Annotated in this window: 18 protein-coding genes; all 18 read right to left on the bottom strand. The window is 36.3% G+C overall.

Features of this window, described 5'->3' with window-relative positions; genetic code table 11:
* Nucleotides 1–3: 3 nt before the first annotated feature.
* Nucleotides 4–1,050, bottom strand: coding sequence for a phosphate acyltransferase PlsX (gene plsX / locus J3U16_RS05580; protein ID WP_081303428.1), 1,047 nt, complete (start codon nucleotides 1,048–1,050; stop codon nucleotides 4–6).
* Nucleotides 1,051–1,083: 33 nt separating this feature from the next.
* A complete protein-coding gene (gene rpmF / locus J3U16_RS05575) occupies nucleotides 1,084–1,251 on the bottom strand; it encodes a 50S ribosomal protein L32 (RefSeq protein ID WP_025316508.1) in 168 nt (55 codons plus the stop codon).
* A 4-nt stretch (nucleotides 1,252–1,255) separates the two neighbouring features.
* Nucleotides 1,256–1,765 carry a 23S rRNA accumulation protein YceD gene (yceD, locus tag J3U16_RS05570; RefSeq protein ID WP_267331123.1) on the bottom strand — a complete coding sequence of 170 codons (510 nt, stop codon included), beginning with the start codon at nucleotides 1,763–1,765 and terminating at the stop codon, nucleotides 1,256–1,258.
* A 296-nt stretch (nucleotides 1,766–2,061) separates the two neighbouring features.
* Nucleotides 2,062–3,981: a BglG family transcription antiterminator gene (locus J3U16_RS05565; RefSeq protein WP_267331122.1), complete on the bottom strand. Its 1,920-nt coding sequence runs from the start codon at nucleotides 3,979–3,981 to the stop codon at nucleotides 2,062–2,064.
* A 3-nt stretch (nucleotides 3,982–3,984) separates the two neighbouring features.
* Complete coding sequence (dagF, locus tag J3U16_RS05560; protein WP_267331121.1) at nucleotides 3,985–4,725, bottom strand: 2-dehydro-3-deoxy-phosphogluconate aldolase; 741 nt, start codon at nucleotides 4,723–4,725, stop codon at nucleotides 3,985–3,987.
* Nucleotides 4,725–5,864, bottom strand: coding sequence for a DgaE family pyridoxal phosphate-dependent ammonia lyase (locus J3U16_RS05555; RefSeq protein WP_220225543.1), 1,140 nt, complete (start codon nucleotides 5,862–5,864; stop codon nucleotides 4,725–4,727). Before J3U16_RS05555 ends, dagF begins: the two co-directional genes overlap by 1 nt.
* Entirely contained in the window at nucleotides 5,842–6,978 is a 1,137-nt protein-coding gene (locus J3U16_RS05550) for an amidohydrolase/deacetylase family metallohydrolase (RefSeq protein WP_267342611.1), read from the bottom strand. Before J3U16_RS05550 ends, J3U16_RS05555 begins: the two co-directional genes overlap by 23 nt.
* Before the next feature lie 49 nt (nucleotides 6,979–7,027).
* Nucleotides 7,028–7,681, bottom strand: a complete 654-nt coding sequence (locus J3U16_RS05545) for a DUF4310 family protein (RefSeq protein WP_065561829.1) — start codon at nucleotides 7,679–7,681, stop codon at nucleotides 7,028–7,030.
* 18 nt (nucleotides 7,682–7,699) lie between these two features.
* A complete protein-coding gene (locus tag J3U16_RS05540) occupies nucleotides 7,700–8,452 on the bottom strand; it encodes a DUF4311 domain-containing protein (protein WP_065735203.1) in 753 nt (250 codons plus the stop codon).
* A 15-nt stretch (nucleotides 8,453–8,467) separates the two neighbouring features.
* A complete protein-coding gene (locus J3U16_RS05535) occupies nucleotides 8,468–8,764 on the bottom strand; it encodes a DUF4312 family protein (protein WP_065561827.1) in 297 nt (98 codons plus the stop codon).
* A 13-nt stretch (nucleotides 8,765–8,777) separates the two neighbouring features.
* Nucleotides 8,778–9,146, bottom strand: a complete 369-nt coding sequence (locus tag J3U16_RS05530) for an SFCGS family glycine-rich protein (RefSeq protein ID WP_065735204.1) — start codon at nucleotides 9,144–9,146, stop codon at nucleotides 8,778–8,780.
* Between the two features lie 45 nt (nucleotides 9,147–9,191).
* Entirely contained in the window at nucleotides 9,192–9,521 is a 330-nt protein-coding gene (locus J3U16_RS05525; RefSeq protein ID WP_065561825.1) for a PRD domain-containing protein, read from the bottom strand.
* 321 nt (nucleotides 9,522–9,842) lie between these two features.
* Nucleotides 9,843–10,751, bottom strand: a complete 909-nt coding sequence (locus J3U16_RS05520) for a TPM domain-containing protein (protein ID WP_267342610.1) — start codon at nucleotides 10,749–10,751, stop codon at nucleotides 9,843–9,845.
* Between the two features lie 713 nt (nucleotides 10,752–11,464).
* Nucleotides 11,465–12,367 carry a TPM domain-containing protein gene (locus J3U16_RS05515; protein ID WP_267342609.1) on the bottom strand — a complete coding sequence of 301 codons (903 nt, stop codon included), beginning with the start codon at nucleotides 12,365–12,367 and terminating at the stop codon, nucleotides 11,465–11,467.
* Between the two features lie 181 nt (nucleotides 12,368–12,548).
* Nucleotides 12,549–13,475, bottom strand: coding sequence for a TPM domain-containing protein (locus tag J3U16_RS05510; protein ID WP_267331019.1), 927 nt, complete (start codon nucleotides 13,473–13,475; stop codon nucleotides 12,549–12,551).
* Nucleotides 13,476–13,845: 370 nt separating this feature from the next.
* Nucleotides 13,846–14,442 carry a LemA family protein gene (locus J3U16_RS05505; protein ID WP_065561819.1) on the bottom strand — a complete coding sequence of 199 codons (597 nt, stop codon included), beginning with the start codon at nucleotides 14,440–14,442 and terminating at the stop codon, nucleotides 13,846–13,848.
* A 436-nt stretch (nucleotides 14,443–14,878) separates the two neighbouring features.
* Complete coding sequence (locus J3U16_RS05500) at nucleotides 14,879–15,190, bottom strand: antibiotic biosynthesis monooxygenase family protein (RefSeq protein ID WP_065735208.1); 312 nt, start codon at nucleotides 15,188–15,190, stop codon at nucleotides 14,879–14,881.
* An 80-nt stretch (nucleotides 15,191–15,270) separates the two neighbouring features.
* On the bottom strand, nucleotides 15,271–19,488 hold the full coding sequence (gene rpoC / locus J3U16_RS05495) for a DNA-directed RNA polymerase subunit beta' (RefSeq protein ID WP_065561817.1): 4,218 nt from the start codon (nucleotides 19,486–19,488) through the stop codon (nucleotides 15,271–15,273).
* Nucleotides 19,489–19,500: the final 12 nt, after the last annotated feature.

Here is a 19,500-nt window from a genome sequence, read left to right as displayed (position 1 = left end):
TAATTATTCGCTCTTAGGTAGTGCAGAAGAAAGACTATTGGCAATCTTCTCAGGTATATTCGTTTCGATAGCTAAAATAGCTTGCTCAATTGCTGCAAAAAATGATTTTTGATTGGCACTACCGTGACTTTTAATCACAATACTTTGAAGTCCAAGTAAACAGGCACCATTATATCGTCCAGGATCTAAATAACCAAAATTTTTTACTATTTTTCGTTGAAGCCATTTACTCAAAAATTTCATAATTAATGAGTTTTGCCCTAATAGCATTTTAAATGATGACATGAAAATTTTGATTAATCCTTCTACTGTTTTGAGCGTCACATTACCAACAAAACCATCACAAACAAGCACATCAGTTTTACCGGTCAACAGCTCATTGCCTTCTAAATAACCGATATAATTAATTTGATCATTGGCTTTCAAAATAGACGCCGCGGCACGAATTTTATCTAGCCCCTTAATATCTTCTTCACCAATATTAAGCAGAGCAACGCGCGGATTTTTAATATGAAGGACTGATTTTGCTAGTATTTCGCCCATTATGGCAAACTGCACTAGCATATCACTATCGCATTCTGCATTAGCACCTAAATCAAGCACAACAGTATTTTGGTTATTTAACGCAGGAATGGTGGCAACTAATGCCGGGCGATCGATACCAGTTAAAGAATGCAACAACAGCTTAGATAGCCCCATCAACGCACCAGTATTACCGGAACTGACGCAAGCCTGAGCCTTACTACTTTTCACTAACTCTAATGCAATCCTCATTGAGGAACCTTGGCTATGCCTAATTGCATATGATGGTTTCATATCGTTAGCGATGATCGCAGTAGATTCAGTTAACATCAAACGACCATTTTCTTGATATTGAGTAACCAGCTTTGCATTTTCTTTAGACAAAAAAAAGCCAACTTCCTTTAAATCACCGACAAGAAAGATAGAAAGGTTTGGATAATGGTGTAATGCTTGAATTGCAGCAGGAACAACAATACGAGGACCGAAGTCCCCGCTCATAGCATCTAACGCAATGGTTAGATTATCCAAAATGTCACCTGAAGATTTCTAGTTACTAAATAATTATTTAGAAATCACTTTACGACCGCGATAATAACCATCAGCGGTTACGTGATGACGTAAATGTGTTTTACCTGATTCATCAACTGAGATATTAGCAACAGTTAATGCATCATGAGAACGACGCATACCACGTTTTGCACGAGTTTTACGATTCTGTTGAACAGCCATGGATTTACCCCTTATTCTTTAAACTAACTAAAATTGCAAATGGATTTGGTTTTTCATTCTCCGCTGGAATTTCACCAAATACCATATCTGCCTCTGACACTTCGCAGTGTTTACTATCATGCACCGGCGCAATTGGTAATGAGAGAATAATTTCGTCCTCAATTAACGCTAATATATCTACTTCACCAAACTCGTTAACTAAAACGGGTTCATAATGTTCCGGTAATGCCTCTGCTTGAGCATCGCTCTTAACAGGGCTGAATTTATTCATCACATGGACTTCAGTGATAAAAGGTTTAAAACAACGCTGACAAATCAACTCAAGCGTTATTTTTGCATCAATGGTGATAACGCAAAGTCTTTGTTCATCATAATCAAAAGATAGATGACATTCGATATCACTTTTTGGACTTTCAATCCTCGTTGCACTTTTTGCTGGATAATATCCAACATAATCAAGTCTTTTTTGTGCTGCTTTGATTGGGTCAATTGTTAATGGTAATTTATTTTGCATAAGATATGCATGTCTACCTTAAAAATTATTAAGTGCAGCTAAAAACCACACAAAGCCATAAGGCGCGCATATTACCTTTAAATCACTGTTTCGTCAATGGGTAAGCACAAGATAATTTGTTTTCATTATTAATTATTCCTTTAATATTTATCATTTTTATTTCCTGACATTAGTATTAGAAAAAAAAGTTGAGGAGCGGGGTTTTTTAATATCCAAAATCGTTATTTATTTGATCATTGAAATTCTATTCACTTAATAGAAATCGCTTTCCCAATTTCAAATTTAAAGCAAATTAATTATGATAACCGCCCAAAACTGTCTTTTACTATGGCTTGAAAATCATCGAAATTTCGACTATTTAGTAACCGCTTAGTTGATCTTTCTTTAACAAAATTAACCACTAAATTATAGATTCGCATCGCATCTTCATATTCATCTTTACTGATTGCTAATAAGAAAATAACATGCGCAATCTCATTTTTATTCCATTCAATACCTTGAGGAGCCAAAATAGTTGTTACCACTGTCTTTTTAGCCAACAACCCTACTGAATGGGGAATAGCAATATTTTCACCAATTAAGGTTGATACAATATTCTCTCGCTCCACCACCGATGAATGAAAATCTGATCCAACATATCCTGATTTCTCAAGGCGCTGACAAATTATCTGAAACAGTTCATTTTGTGTCATTGGCTTATCAATAATTAGGAAAAACTTTTCATTAAAAAAGCGCTCAATAATATATGGCATTGTACGATCTACCATAGACAATCGCCCTAATTGTTCAAGTTGATAAGGTGTTGGAAATGGCGCTATTTTTACTATTTGCTTATCTTTTTCGGTCAAGCGAACGGTAGAGACAACAAAATCTTCCTCAATATGAGATAACTGCTCGTATTCTCGATAAGAAAGCGTTCGTTTAATTAAAATATGAGGGAAATCTCGTTTAATCTTTGATTCAATCATACGCAAGGTGGCATTACCTAATTCACTAACGAGTAAAATTTGCACTAATCTTTCATATCCAGCACTATAGTTACGCTCTAATGCGACGCCTATATGAATTGCTAAATAACTAATTTCATCTTCAGTCATTTTAACATCAGTAAATTTATGAATATTCGCTAATGCTGATAAAGTAATATCATAGGCAAAAGGGTAATATTGCTTAATTTCATGTAGTAATGGATTGGAAGTATGAATTTTATACTTGATCCGAGATAGCATCGATGAAATATGGATTAACATATCTTGGCGAAGTTTCATGTCATCTTTCAAATTATAGTGATAAGAATCATTGATATAAGACAAGATATGTTCAAATAACTCTAGGCTTTTAGCTTGATTAGGTGATTGCATAATAGTGCGCGACATAATCTGCACACATAAATAATTAAATTCAGCATCTGAAAGTGCACTGCCTAAAAAATAAGAAAATCCTTCAGAGACCTCTCGTGCAGCTCCAATTACTGTAGAATCAATATGATCCACTTGATAGTCCAATAATTCATGACCTTGCGTAATTCTAGTTATCGAGACTGCACAACAATAGAGCAAATACCCTTGCCCTTCCGAAGTTAATTTCAATTCAAAACGTTCAAACTGGTCTTGTAATAGGCTTTCAAGATACTCTAAATCAATATCAGGCAATATTGCCTGTATTAAACGATTAACATTGATAGTATCGCCCGTTATATGGTGTTGCCATAAAATATCAGTTAAACAAGCTCGGATAGCTGATTCCTCTCCGACTAATCGCATACCAGAATAAGGACGATTATCGAGCGATAAATGGTATTTGTCTAAATACTGCTTAACTTCAATAACATCATTTTGCAATGTATTACGGCTTAAAAACCATTCACCAGCAATATCATCCAATTTTACAGATTTAGATTGTGTTAAAAATGCAATAAGTAAGGCGGAAACGCGTTCTTTATTAGTGCGAGGAACCCGTTCAATTTGCTGAACGATGGGTATTGTTGCATAAAGGTTAGAATCAACTATTACAAGGCGATAACCAATATTTTTAATATAATCAACCTGCGCACCATAAGTTTGTAACACATCATTTAAAGCAGAAATATCCGAACGAATAGTTCTTATCGATACTGAAAAACGATTTGCTAGCTCTTTTTGAGGTAGCAATTCATTTTTTATCGTATCAAAAATATAAGCTAATCGTTGATAAGGGAATAGCAATTTAGATGCCATTACTCATCCTGCTAATTTTTGCGTAATAGCTAAAAGTTGTTTAACATCTTCAGTTCTTGTCGCACCAGTTTCTTTATCAATAATTGACGTATAAATATGTGGAATCACTTTTTTTACACCTGCATCTAAAGCAATTTTCAAAATGGCTTCATAATTGTCTAAATCTATTCCCCCTGTAGGTTCTAAATAAAAATCAAATTCAGCACAGCATTTAGCTACATATTCATATTCATCTACATGTTTTAAACCACCCATAGGAAAATATTTTATAGAGCTCCCTCCCATATCTTTTAATAACGCAATAGCGGTTTCAACAGGTACGATTGCAGCGGGTGATTTCGAACTTAATGGTCCGGTTGCGATATTAACTAAGCCCACTTTACCTGTTGGTGATACAAGTCCATTGATTACAGTTTCTTTTTGCCCTAACAAAGCGCGACTTGTTCCTACTCCAGTAAAAACTTGATTGACATGTTGAGGCTGAAGAACGGCTGATATTTCAGACACCATGTTAGATTGGTTTGGATCACCCGCGCCAAGACCAACTGAAATTGCATTATCAATGGCTAAAGCATATTTTTTCATATCAGTAATTGCTTGCTCATTATCTGGATAGTTTTTTGATAAGACGCCAACAACAACATAAGTTTGAGCAGCTTCATAAATAGCACGCGCATTATCAATTGAATTGGCTAGTACATTCAAACAAACACGGTCATTAAAATAATTTGGTGTTAATTGCATTATTTTACTCCTTGGATAATTTTTTTAATTTTGTTATAGATAATATCAAGCTGTTCGGCAGTGACACTGCGAACATCTGCATCTACTTTGCCTTCATTGGCCTTATATTCCCTAAAATAGACTGCAACTTCACCTTGCTTCATCAGCTCAATCATTTCAATTGCGGTTTTACCAATAACTTTTGAATCAAATGATATTTCTGCTCGAGCAATATCGCGCCCTGCCCCATCCCAAACAACTTTTGCTGATATGCCATCAATTGAATTTAATTTTTCAATAAATGGTGTCATTTTAGAAACCATTTCTTGTCCAGTTTCTTGTTTTGGATCATTAATATATAATTCAATAGCCTTTGTTAAACCTAAAATACCTTCTTTCCCCACTTTCATTGGTCTTCCAATACCTTGGGACTGAAGTTTAAGCCACTCAATTGCTTGATGACGACCAATGACTAATCCACTAGTCGGCCCTTCAATAGCTTTTGCACCACTATAGATAACTAAATCCGCACCTTGTTGATAATAGGCTTGTAAATCCTCTTCTGCAGCGGCATCAACAATTAAAGGAATATTATATTTTTTGGCAATCGTGGCGGTTTGAGCTACGGATAACATACTTTTTTGCACGCAATGGTGTGATTTAACATATAAAATAGCTGCAGTATCAGGATTAATTAGTGATTCAATATGCTCTGGTTTACACTCATTCGCATACCCCGCCTCAACGACAAGCCCACCACCCAAAGACACCATCGTACCGATAGGAGCACCAAAATTAACGTTATGTCCTTTGGGAACGATAATTTCACGAGGTACATATTTATCAGAACTATGGAGATTAAATAGCAAATCACGATCATCTTTAACAATTAAACCCGCGACAGCTTGCGCAATTCCAGCAGAAGCACATGACACAACTACAGCATTTTCTACATTAAGTAATTTAGCAATGTATTGGCCTGTTTTATCAACAAGATCTTTTATTTCAAAATATTCATTTAAGCCATGAGATACGGTATCTACCACTTCTGCTCTAGGGGTTGATACACCTAAAATAGTCATTCGCCCGGAAGCATTAATCACTTTTTTCAAATGGTATTTACTGTATATTTCTTTTTCAGTTTGAGATTCTGAGCTCATTTTTACTACCTTCTTGTATTATTTCAATAATATTATTAACGATAGAAGCCAAAGGAACAAACTGCTCATGACATTCACGCACATCACCTTCTGAATCAGTAAACAAAACAGTCTGCTTTCTTACATCAAAAATAGTCAAATCAGCATCATAGCCAATTGCTATTTCTCCTTTGTTTTTTAAATGTAATATTTGTGCCGCATTTTTCGTCACACTATCTATAATTCTAGTTTTGCTATAACCTAAACAAATAAATTTACTCATGACATTAGCCAAGCTAAATACTGGGCCTTGTAAGCGATTTTTAGAATAAATATCAGAACTGATAGTGTTAGGATAAACATCTAAACATTTAGCGCGCTCGGCAACAGCAAAACTAAAACTTTCACCGCCATGACCAATATCTAAAATGACGCCACGCTCAATAGCGCGTTTAATTGAATCTCGCAGATTATTTTGTTTATCGAATATTTGATTTGGTTTACCATTAAAACAGTGAGTAATAATGTCGCCTTTAGTTAATAAATCTGCAATTTCATCAAGTTCAGGAGGATTATTACCAACATGAATCATCAGTGGTAAACCAGTCTTTTTCTGCATCTCTTTCGCTTTGATTAATGGTAAAATACCATTGTCACCAACAACGCTACGGCTCATCCTAACTTTTATTCCAATAATAAAATGAGGATATTTAGCGAGTGATTTGTCAAATAACGCAACATCAACATCTTGCATATCAGCAAGCTCATTTTGCCTTATTAAGCCAATTTTTGAGATATTTAAAAAAGAATAAACATGAGTCTTAGCTTGCATAGCTAAATCATAAAACTCATCAATATCTAGGGCACCAACACTGCCGGCGTCAACAACTGTCGTCACCCCAGCCTTAACACCAATTAGATCGGGTTCATCATGATATATAGGTGAGCGCGCAAAGCAGTGAGTGTGAGAATCGATCCAACCAGCACTGATATAGTGTTGACTTTTTAGATCCAACACCTGTTCAGATGGGGCTGTTATATCCTTGCCAATTTCAACAATTTTGCCATGGTTAATAGCGATATCAGTTACTGAATCATTAATAAGTTTGGCATTTTTTATAATTAAGTCATACATAATTTAATCCAACCCCTCCACCATGTTATAAATAGAGGGGAACATGACGTTATATAATTGGGAAGATACCACCAAAGATCATGGCACCCAAGATTGCACCACCAGTAATAGGTTTTTTCCACACATAAAATAGTAGTGCACCAAGCAGTGAACCTATACCGATTGGAATAGAAGCAACCATAGCTGATAAAATAATCATTGGACCAAGAAATCTACCTGAAGCATTCCCCGCGCCCATCATGACATCAGCCCCAAAGGTTGAGCCACCGCCACTGTTAACGGTAAATTTACGTATCAGGATGATAATTAAGCCTATTGCTAAACCGAGAATTAAACCTGTTACTAATGCCACAAAAAAATTCTCAATTGGCAATGTATAGCCACCAGCTAATAACAGCGCAGGTACCCCTAAACCAATACCGGTTTGTAGTGCACCGCCGATATCAAGGATACCAACTAGCGATCCTTCAATAACACGTGCAAATAAAAAGCTCGCCCCAAAAGCTGCTACAGCGCCATAGTCGCCCGTTGTCATTCCTGATTTAAGCATTGCAACAAAGGCAATTTCATTAAAAGCGCCAATACCATATACATAGAAAGTATGCGTCCCAGCAAAAATACCAGCAGAAAGTAATCCACAAAGAATAGGGAAAGACCAATCTGCATACCAAAAACTTTTATTAATGGTTGTTTGAGTATTCATAATGTGTTGTTCCCTATATTATTTAAACCAATAAGACAAACCATCTCGAAATGAATTTATCATCTTCATATCAAAACCACGGAAATATCCGCTCATGACAAATAAGATGATTACTGCAACAAGCATGATTTTCATTACCCGATTCCAACCACTGTCATCTACACCTTTGCCAATCAAGATTCCCAGAACTAATCCTGGCACTGCATTACCCATAATTAATTGGGCAAGGCCACCAAACAATGTCCCCCAAAAACCACTTCTTCGACCAGCATCTAAGGCAGCTAACCAGAAAATAACTGGCATCACTGTAGCCACAAGCAAATTCGCAGCTGGAACTAGGACTTTTGTTGCCGTAATTTTTAATGAATCAGGAATAACTGATGTCGTTGTATTTAAAAATAACACAACAATCACACCGATAAATGCGCAAGCAAACGCCATTTTCTTAGGATCATGTAGCGTTTGAGCTAAATTTCGGTTTTTTATCATCAATAATGCAGCACCCCAGTTTGGGATAATACGATGATCAACATCTTGCGTGAATGAACCCGCAGCAACTGATGAAGCCCATGCATTAAAAAAGAATCCTAAACCAAATGAAAAGTGAGCAGCTGGATCACCCTCACATGAATTGAGCTCACCTAGGGTACGAAATGCCCCCATACCTTGATAGGTTGGAGCATGAAACATTCGAGCGGCACCCGCTCCTACTCCAAATCCACACAGTCCACCAATTACAATAGACTTTAACGCTATAATTAGAATTTCCATGACTTTCCTTTTACGTTATTTAGAGATAAATTTAATATCGCTTAGATCGATAAACGTAACATTTACTGATACATCAAGAGTGATGTCATAAAATGCTTTTTTTCTAGGTAAAAAGATAAATAAAAAACGTTCTGTAGTTATCTTTTCTGTAGCAGAAACAACACTAATATCTAGGGGTTCAATTCGTAACATTACATTATTCGTATTTTTAAGCACCTGTTTCTGCACTTGGCTTAAGGCTATGGCAAATGCACGCTGCTTTGAATCCCCTTGCCCGGTTACTCTTACTTGTATCTGCTCAGTTTTTTTCATATTTCAAACCTATTTAAGAACGAGGGTATTTTTTTAAAAATGCTTGGGCGATACGCTGACCAAGCTCTACCGTATCCATAAAACCAAAACCAAGCACTTTACAACCATCATTAATGGCAGTTTCACCTTCTTCAATCGAACGCATACCATGTCGTTGTGAATAACCATACTTATTTTGGGCTGTTATCGCACCCGCGCCACCACTTCCACAAAACGAAAGCCCTAAATCCGCATTTTCTTGATTCATCACATCACCTAATTTCATATCGGCGGCCATACCTGGTATAACAATTGCGCGACATCCATCAATAGAATTGATTCCTTCTGCAATTTTTTGTCCTTTTCCCATTCTATCGCCGATTACGATGACTAATTCAGCCATAATTGTTCTCCTATTAATTATCGTTTTTTATATCTAGTAACTTGTTTAGTTGGCCATGGCCACCTCATAATGAACAGCCAATAAATAAACCTCTTCCATTGGAAGATTATTGAATAGTTCTACTGTTTTACGCGAAAGAGCTAAAGCTTGCTCTGATAATTCATCAAATATAGTGGGATCGACTTCGGGGAGTTTTTCTAAAGTTTTTGCTCTTTCTACCATCGCTTTAACATGTGATAACAGCATCGCTTTTTGCACATCATTTTGAGTGATTTGATGCTCAGCTAACCAATGATTAATGATTTTTATCGTTTGCTCAGTAACAACTTCGGGATCTAAATCATCTTCGACCATTCGGAATTGTGGCATAGTCATTATTATTCTCTTGTTTATTTATAAGATGACTTAGCCTAAATGAAATAACAATCAATGTGGAGAGAGACTTTTTCCTATTGCAAAAGGAAATTTATTGTCATGATGAGTGAGTTCTGTAACTAACAAGGATTGTCGTGTTGGACAAGTAATTGAGTAAATTGATTTTAAACTTAATCATTAAAAACGATTAAAAACGTCATTAACACCCTAAATTAATATTAAAAAACCCCGTTCCTCAACTTTTTTTATGGTGACCGGGTTTTTTATGTTAAAGCTGAATTTTGTGGAGAAGATATATAACCAAGATCGTTTTATTAAAAATTACCAGCTACCGGAGGCACCACCTCCACCGCTAGAACCTCCACCGCCACCGCTAAAGTCGCCGCTATCGATAAAACCACCGCTAGAATCACCAAAATCGTCACTTCCTCCGTGACTATTTCCTCCTCCGCCAGCTTCAGGAGTTAAAAAGTTGCTAACCAGAAGGCTGAAAAAAAATACGACAAACATTATAACAAACAGAAAAAATGCTATCTCAAGTATATATTCCACATGCCAAAGAGTGTATCCAGCAACAGATAATGCGTTAAATAAACCAGTACGAAAACATTGTTTGGTTTTATCTTTACGATACAATAATTTGGCAAGTATAAAACAAATAACGAATGACACCAGCGCATAATAAGCAAAGTTTTCTGTAAATAACCGTTCAACCCTAAGGCCTTGTTCATTATCTTCACATTTCGGGGTAGGATTATCGATTTTTTGTTTTAGCACAGATAAGGCATTATCAATACCCTGATAATAGTTATTTTGTCGAAATTGTGGTGCTAATTGCTCACGAATAATTTTACTGGCCACTAAGTCGGTAATAGTTCCTTCAAGCCCATAACCAACCTCAATTCGCATGAGTTTATCATCTTTAACAATAAGTAATAAAATACCATTGTCTTGTCCTTTTCGACCGATTTTCCATTGAATAAAGACTCTATCTGCGTATTGTTCTACCGTTTCATCATCCAGTTTGGGAATCATTAAAACCGCTATCTGGGCACCATCTGTTCGAGGCTTTTCAAAGCCAATTAGGCTTGATTCTAATGACTCTTTTTGAGAATCGGTTAAAGTATGAGTCGTGTCGATAACACGATGTGCAAATTCCGGGATGTCAGTTAGCCCATAACAAAACCAACTGAATGTTAACAATAAACTACTTAGAAAATATCTTTTCATTATATTTTCTGCCTCATGACTAACAACGCTAAATAAAACTATTATATAGTCAAATCAAAATCTTACTATTAAAACTTAATGAGTATGATCTTTGTTCATCTCATTACCAACGACCAGATGCACCGCCACTGCGGCCGCCACCTCCGCCTCGGCACTCGAATAGCTATATGAAGATCGACTGCTTCTGCCACTCCCGCTACGACTTCTTCTTATGCCGTTTTTACGACTGATAGCGATGAATAACAAGTTAGCAAACACATAATTTATACCAAAAATAAAAACGACATCGGTAAGATATAAGTAACTAAAATCGTGAACATACCAAGTTACAATAAGGAGAAACAAACTATTTGATAGTGATGTGATGATAATGCGTTTAAATTCACTTTTTTCGAATTTAACCGTGAAAACGAACAAACAAAAAAGAAAACACTTTCCAGCTTTGTTGAATAATCCAGTTAAACATCATATCTAACATTTCACTTAACCTAATTCTATAATTATTCTGGGTTTGTTTCTCTGGATGAATTTCATTACCCATTATGACATCTTTTAATACCGAAATTGCATCATTAATACCTTGATAATAGTTCTTTTGCTTAAATTGTGGGGTTTGCTGTTCCCAAATGATGTGGCTAGCGATTGTTGTAAAAAATAAACTGCTATTAATCGATATGATTAAGGCGCATATAGCGCCTTATTTTTTATCCTATTTACCAGCTACCGGAAGCGCCACCGCCACCACTGCGACCACCACCGCCGCCGCTAAAGCCACCACCTCCGCCGAAGCCACCGCTAGAACCACCAAAACCGCCTCCTCCTCGATGATTTCCTCTTCCGCCGCCTGCTCCGGGAGTCACAATGCGGCTGGCAATGGTACTCAAAATAAATACCACAAACATGATAAATACTATAATAAATATATCGCGCATATGCCAAAGGGTAAATCCACCAACAGATAGAGCGTTAAATAAACCAGTAAGAAGACATTGATTGGTTTTATCTTTACGATACAATAATTTGGCAAGTATAAGACAAATAACGAATGACACCAGCGCATAATTACTCAACATGGAAGTAAAATCTTCTGATGATAACAAGTTAAAGCCTTGTTCGTTATCTTCACTTTTCGGGGCAGGATTATCGATTTTTTGTTTCAGTGCAGATAAGGCATTATCAATTCCTTGATAATAGTTATTTTGTCGAAATTCTGGCGCTAATTGTTCACGAATAATTTTACTGGCCACTAAGTCAGTAATAGTTCCTTCAAGCCCATAGCCAACCTCAATTCGCATGAGTTTATCATCTTTAACAATAAGTAATAAAATACCATTGTCTTGTCCTTTTCGACCGATTTTCCATTGAATAAAGACTCTATCTGCGTATTGTTCTACCGTTTCATCATCCAGTTTGGGAATCATTAAAACCGCTATCTGGGCACCATCTGTTCGAGGCTTTTCAAAGCCAATTAGGCTTGATTCTAATGACTCTTTTTGAGAATCGGTTAAAGTATGAGTCGTGTCGATAACACGATGTGCAAATTCCGGGATGTCTGTTAGCCCATAACAAAACCAACTGAATATTAACAATAAACTACTTAGAAAATATCTTTTCATTGTATTTTTTGCCTTATGATTAACAACGCTAAATAAAATTTTACTTTTTACAACAAACAGTTAATTGCGATCCATTTAATAAAGCGTTTAGACAAGATATCATTGGTTAACTAAAACTAATATATAGCCGAATCATAATATTACTATTAAAACTTAATGAGTATTATCTTTGTTCATCTCATTACCAACGACCAGATGCACCGCCACCACCACTGCGACCGCCGCCTCCGCCGGTTTGGGAACTTCTACTCGAATGGCTATATGAAGATCGGCTGCTACTGCCACTCCCGCTACGACTTCTTCTAGTGCCGTTTTTAAAACTGATAGCGATGAATAGCAAGTTAGCAACTACATAATTTATACCAAAAATAAAAACGACATCGGTTAGATATAAGTAAGTAAAACCGTGAACACACCAAGTTACAATTAGGATAAATAAACTATTTGATAGTGATGTAATGATAATGCGTTTAAATACATTTTTTTCGAATTTAACCGTGAAGGCTAAACAAACAAAAAAGGAAAACACTTTCCAGCTTTGTTGAATAATCCAGTTAAACAACATATCTAACATTTCACTTAACCCAATTCTATGATTATTCTGGGTTTGTTTCTCTGGATGAATTTCATTACCTATTGTGACATCTTTTAATACCGAAATTGCATCATTAATACCTTGATAATAATTATTTTGCTTAAATTGTGGAGCTAACTGTTCCCGAATGATGTGGCTAGCAACTAAATCAGTAACAATGCCTTCAAGCCCATACCCCACTTCAATACGCATCTGTCGGTCATCTTTTGCTACTAACAATAAAATACCATTATCCAGCCCTTTTCTTCCAATTTTCCATTGGTTAAAAACTCTCTGCGCGTACTGCTCTATGGTTTCGTTGTCGAGTTTTGCGATCATCAAAACCGCTATTTGCGCCCCATCAGTTTTCGAGTGTTCAAATTGAATTAGGCTTGATTCTAAAGACTTGACTTGCGATGCACTTAAAGTATTGGTTGTATCAATAATATGGCTATTAAAAGCAGGAATTTCAGTCAAACCATAACTAAACCAACTAAGCATTAACAACATACTAAAGAAAACATATTTTTTCATTATATTTTGACCAAAATGACCTGCAATAGAATAATATTATTACTTTTAAAAAACGCATATCAAAAGCTAATCGACTCTATTTTAGGTTTAAGTAGTATAAGACATCAATGGGTAGAAATGACTATTATATAGCCAGATAACAATTTTGCTATTAACATCTGCTTTTTTTATCAAGTTTTGCCGTCATGGAAATTTGGCACTATTTATTTTGTATTGGGGAAACTTAATAGAGCTTTATTGTAAAATATTTCTATGAGATCGAGTTAACGTATGGTCATAACTCGATCTTAAAGGATGAGAATTTCAGTTGATCAATACCAACTGATGATTAACAGAAAACTTAACGCTCAATATTTTTTGACAATTATGTTTATTGAAAGTTAACTGCGGGCGCATTTGAAATTTCTTTTTCATTATCAACCGTAAATTGCTGTTTAGGTTCTACACCTATAAAGCCAGCAATCCACTTATTTGGTATTTTTCGGATATAAATATTAAACGATTGAACTGCTTGTATATATCGTCCTCGGGCAACTGCGATGCGATTTTCAGTGCCTTCTAACTGGCTCATAAGATCCTGAAAAAGTGAACTGGCTTTAAGATCTGGATAGTTTTCACTGACAGCAATTAAGTGACTTAAGGCAGTACTTAATTCTGATTGCGCTTGTTGGAATTTAGCAAATAAAGCCGGATCGGTTAGCTGATCAGCGTTGATTTGAATTGAGCCAACTTTACTTCTTGCTTCGGTCACTTGAGTTAACACTTCTTTTTCGTGTGTAGTATAACCTTTAACCGTATTAACTAAACTTGGAGTTAAATCAGCCCGGCGCTTATATTGGTTGACAACTTCTGACCATGCAGCTGCTACACCTTCGTCACGGGTTTGGATATCATTGTATCGACTAAAACAAAAAAATGCTCCAACAATAATTAATACCAAAACACATAATAGAAATTTTGATTTCATTGTATATTCCTATAAATAGTTGAATTTATGGATAGCTTAACAAATGAATACATCAAAAAATAGAATTAAAATAAGCTATCTGCGATTTTTAAACACTTATTTATACCTCAAGTTTAAATCTCACTAACAAATTTATACCGATATTTCGATAAAAAGAACAAGCTCTGAAAAAAACAAGGAATGTAAGTTATCAATCTGTGGACTCACTTATATTGAATTGGCTATATTGCAAATTAATGTCGGCTTAATCCACACCGTTTAAGATAATTTACTCAATATTATTATAGCCATTTTTATAATGCATGCTATGTATAATCCTAATTTACGCATAAAAAATATACCGCTTATTTTTATTCTTGATCATAAAACTTTTATTAATGATGATTTAGGTAGATTTTACCAATTTATAATAAGCGGTTTATTATTTGATAATTATTTATAATACACTTTCAAAGCATTCTAACTGTGCCGGCTCATAGTAAATATCGTTATTATTTGGTCTATTTCCGGTATTACGATGTGTATGTTTGAATTGTTCTGAGTTTACCCAAGCGTCGAAATCGGCTTTTGATTCCCATTCGGCAAATGATGAAAATAACGTATAATTTTCCTCAGTTTTCCCTTTTAAAAAATAAAAACGATTAAAGCCTTTCATCTCTTTTAAATGGGTATCACGATTACGCCATATTTCAATAAAAGCCTCTTCACTACCTCGTTTTACTTTAAATCGGTTCATGACAATATACATATCAAAACTCCTTTTTTTAAATACACATAAAAAAATAGCACGTGCTTACACGTGCTATTTTAATAACTTAGTCCTACTGACTATTGATTTTCTTCTGCAGAATTGAGTAATTCTGCTAAGTTAGCTGTTGCTTCTTCAGCTGAAACAGTTGGTTGAATTTCATCATCAATAGGCATTGTACGTTTACGCAAACGTTCTTTATGATAAGCATAACCAGTACCAGCTGGAATTAAGCGACCAACAATAACGTTTTCTTTCAAGCCACGAAGCTCATCATTTTTACCAGCAACTGCTGCTTCAGTTAATACGCGAGTCGTTTCTTGGAACGATGCCGCAGAAATAAATGATTCAGTAGTAAGTGATGCTTTAGTAATACCAAGCAAATCATGCAAGTAAACAATTGGCTCTTTACCTTGTGCCTCAAGCTCACGATTAATAATCTTCAAGCGTGAAACTTCAAGTTGTTCGCCGTCAAGTAAACGAGAACCACCCGGATGAATAACTGTCGCTTTACGTAACATCTGACGAACAATAACTTCAATATGTTTATCATTGATTTTTACACCTTGTAAGCGATAAACTTCTTGAACTTCGTTAACGATGTAACGTGTCACTGCATTAACACCACGTAAACGTAAAATGTCATGTGCAGATTCTGGACCGTCAGAAATCACATCACCACGTCCAACTTGTTCGCCTTCAAATACGTTGAGTTGACGCCATTTTGGAATCATCTCTTCATATGGATCACTACCATCTAGTGGAGTGATAATTAAGCGACGTTTACCTTTGGTTTCTTTACCAAACGAGATAATACCATCGATTTCAGCAAGAATTGCTGGCTCTTTAGGTTTACGTGCTTCAAATAAGTCAGCAACACGTGGTAAACCACCGGTAATATCTTTAGTACCAACCGATGCTTGTGGAATACGTGCAAGTGTATCACCCACATTGATTTCAGCACCATCTTCTAATTGTACTAATGCTTTACCTGGTAAGAAATATTGAGCAAGCATCTCTGTACCTGCAACATAAATATCTTTACCTTTAGCATCAACAATCTTGATTGCTGGACGTAAATCTTTACCAACACCTGTTCGTTCAGCGACATCTAAAATAACAATTGATGATAAACCTGTTAATTCGTCGGTTTGACGGGTGATAGTTTGACCATCAACCATATCAACAAATTTAACAAAGCCTTTCGCTTCAGAGATAACTGGCATGGTATGTGGATCCCAGTTAGCAACTGTTTCACCGGCATCAACCGCTGCACCATTACCTTTAGTTAGAATCGAACCATAAGGAACTTTATAAGTTTCTTTCATTCGACCTAATTCATCGATAATCGTTAATTCAGCATTACGAGATGTAATAACCAGTTTCTTATCTGGGTTAGTTACAAATTTAGCATTAGATAATTTGATGCTACCTTTGTTTTTAACTTGAACACTTGATTCTGCTGCTGCTCGTGATGCCGCACCACCGATATGGAACGTACGCATGGTTAACTGTGTACCCGGCTCACCGATTGATTGAGCAGCGATAACACCGATTGCTTCACCTTTATTTACTAGGTGACCACGGGCTAAGTCACGACCATAACATTTCGCACAAACACCAAAGTCAGTATCACACGAAACAACTGAACGAACTTTAACGCTATCAACAGATTCTTCTTCAAGTAAATCACAATAGTTTTCATCAAGTAGCGTATTACGAGGAATTAAAATATCCGCACTACCTGGTTTTAATACATCTTCCGCGGTTACACGACCTAATACGCGTTCACGAAGTGGCTCTTTAACATCTCCACCTTCGATAACTGGTGTCATCACTACACCTTCTAACGTACCACAGTCATCTTCAATAACGACTAGATCTTGAGCTACGTCAACTAAACGGCGAGTTAAGTAACCTGAGTTCGCAGTTTTTAATGCGGTATCGGCAAGACCTTTACGCGCACCATGGGTCGAGATAAAGTACTGAAGAACGTTTAACCCTTCACGGAAGTTTGCCGTAATTGGTGTTTCGATGATTGAACCATCCGGTTTTGCCATCAATCCACGCATACCTGCTAACTGACGAATCTGAGCGGCAGAACCCCGCGCACCAGAGTCGGCCATCATATAGATGCTGTTAAATGAAGATTGAACTTCTTCTTTACCTTCATGATTGATCACTTTTTCAGTTGATAAGTTATCCATCATCGCTTTAGCAACACGTTCATTGGCTGCTGCCCAGATATCGATAACTTTGTTATAACGTTCACCAGCGGTAACTAAACCTGATTGGAACTGTTCTTGAATTTCAGCAACTTCAATTTCAGCTTCATTGATGATTTGTAATTTTTTAGCTGGAATTTCCATATCATCAATACCAACCGATACACCAGAACGTGCTGCATAAGCAAATCCGGTATACATTACTTGGTCAGCCAAGATAACAGTTTCTTTCATGCCTAATTGGCGATAACAAATATTTAAAATTCGTGAAATCGCCTTTTTACCAAGTGGTTGATTGATGACAGAGAAGCTCATACCTTTAGGCATAATTAACCATAAGATAGCACGACCAACTGTAGTATCAACCACAGAAGTTGTATCTTCCCACTCACCAATACTATTACGGTGGCTTTCAGTAATACGTACTTTAACTTTAGCATGTAGCTCAACAAGACCTAAGCGATACAGTTTTTCTGCTTCTTTAGGTCCGGTTAAAATCATGCCTTCACCTTTCGCATTGACTTTATCACGAGTCATGTAGTAAAGACCTAATACCACGTCCTGAGAAGGAACAATGATAGGTTCACCACTCGCAGGCGAAAGAATGTTATTGGTTGACATCATTAACGCACGCGCTTCTAATTGAGCTTCTAACGTTAATGGTACGTGAACCGCCATTTGGTCACCATCGAAGTCAGCATTGAATGCCGCACAAACTAATGGATGTAATTGGATCGCTTTACCTTCAATTAGGATAGGTTCAAATGCCTGAATACCTAATCGGTGAAGTGTTGGTGCACGGTTTAGTAATACCGGATGTTCACGAATAACTTCATCTAAGATATCCCAAACAATTGCATCTTCACGTTCAACCATTTTCTTGGCTGCTTTAATGGTAGTTGCATAACCACGACGCTCTAATTTACCGTAAATAAATGGTTTGAATAATTCAAGTGCCATTTTCTTCGGTAAACCACATTGATGTAATCGTAAGTATGGACCTACAGTGATTACTGAACGACCTGAGTAGTCAACACGTTTACCTAATAAGTTTTGACGGAAACGACCTTGCTTACCTTTAATCATATCGGCAAGTGATTTTAATGGACGTTTGTTTGAACCGGTAATTGCACGGCCACGACGACCATTATCAAGTAATGCGTCAACAGATTCTTGTAACATACGTTTTTCGTTACGTACGATAATATCTGGCGCTGCCAAATCTAATAAACGTTTTAAACGATTATTACGGTTAATCACTCGACGATATAGATCGTTCAAATCTGATGTTGCAAAACGTCCGCCATCTAGTGGTACTAATGGGCGTAAATCGGGTGGCAACACAGGTAATACGTTTAAGATCATCCATTCTGGTTTATTTTCTGATTGAATGAATGCTTCAATAATCTTAATACGTTTAGTCAGTTTTTTACGCTTAGTTTCAGAATTGGTAGTTTCAAGCTCATCACGTAGTGCTTCACATTCAGCTTGCACATCGATATTACGTAGTAATTCTTGAATTGCTTCGGCACCCATACGAGCATCGAATTCATCACCAAACTCTTCTAACGCATCTAAATATTGTTCTTCTGTTAAAATTTGACCGCGTTCTAAGTTTGTCATTCCGCCGTCAAGAACCATAAATGATTCAAAATAAAGCACACGTTCAATGTCACGAAGTGGCATATCTAATAATAGACCAATACGTGATGGTAATGATTTTAAAAACCAGATATGTGCAGTAGGTGATGCAAGCTCAATATGCCCCATACGCTCACGACGTACTTTAGCTTGTGTGACTTCTACACCACATTTTTCACAAATTACACCACGGTGTTTTAAACGTTTATATTTTCCACATAAACATTCATAATCTTTTACTGGTCCAAAAATACGTGCACAAAACAATCCGTCACGTTCAGGTTTGAACGTACGGTAGTTAATTGTTTCAGGTTTTTTAACTTCACCAAAAGACCATGAACGAATCATATCAGGAGAAGCAAGGCCTATCTTGATAGCATCAAAATCTTCAGTTTTAGTTTGTGCTTTTAGAAACTTTAGTAAGTCTTTCACAATTGACTCCTA

It is taken from the genome of Gilliamella sp. B3023, assembly GCF_026536845.1.
Classification (GTDB): domain Bacteria; phylum Pseudomonadota; class Gammaproteobacteria; order Enterobacterales; family Orbaceae; genus Gilliamella; species Gilliamella apicola_E.
Note: the sequence above shows the minus strand (reverse complement) of the source record. Positions and strands in the feature narration are given on the sequence as shown.